The organism is Mesorhizobium sp. M1E.F.Ca.ET.063.01.1.1 (assembly GCF_003998155.1).
Taxonomy (GTDB): Bacteria; Pseudomonadota; Alphaproteobacteria; order Rhizobiales; family Rhizobiaceae; genus Mesorhizobium.
This window is the reverse complement of the sequence record NZ_RZSC01001416.1, coordinates 1-696: the sequence shown is the minus strand read 5'-3', so window position 1 is coordinate 696 and position 696 is coordinate 1. Positions and strand designations below refer to the sequence as shown.

At 65.5% G+C, this 696-nt stretch carries 1 protein-coding gene; it reads left to right on the top strand.

Annotated elements, in window-relative coordinates:
- Nucleotides 1–696 (top strand): L-serine ammonia-lyase, iron-sulfur-dependent, subunit alpha (locus tag EOA29_RS38930; RefSeq protein ID WP_189479168.1); only part of this gene is annotated, 696 nt, incomplete at both ends.

Here is a 696-nt window from a genome sequence, read left to right as displayed (position 1 = left end):
CCGCAGACGGTCGATCCGGACGAAGCGGACGGCATCGTCGCCCGCATCGGCGCGGAGAAGCGGATTTCGCCGCCTGGACATCCGATCTATCGCTTCGATCCGGCCAAGGATCTTGTGCTCGACCGCAAGACGCCACTGACCGGCCACGCCAACGGCATGGCTTTCTACGCCTATGACGCATCCGACCGGCTGCTGTTGAAGCGCATCTATTATTCGATCGGCGGCGGCTTCGTCGTTTCCGAGGAAGAATTGCAGCGCATGAAGGCCAAGGGCTCCGTGACGACCGAGGGCAAGAAAGTGCCTTATCCGTTCAAGAACGCCGTCGAGATGCTGGCGATGGCGGCCAAGAGCGGGCTTTCCATCGCCGAGATGAAGCGCGCCAACGAGGAGAAGCACATGCCGCGCGAGGAGCTAGACGCCGGCCTCGACGCGATCTGGAGCGCCATGAAGGGCTGCATCGACCGCGGCCTGTCGCAGGACGGCATCATGCCGGGCGGGCTGAAGGTGCGCCGCCGCGCGCGCCAGCTGCACGACAAGCTGCAGGAGCAGTGGCAGCAGAACCGGCCCAATCCCCTGCTCGCCAATGACTGGCTGTCGATCTATGCCATGGCGGTCAACGAGGAGAACGCCGCCGGCGGACGCGTGGTGACCGCGCCGACCAATGGTGCTGCCGGCACGCTGCCTGCGGTGCTGCGC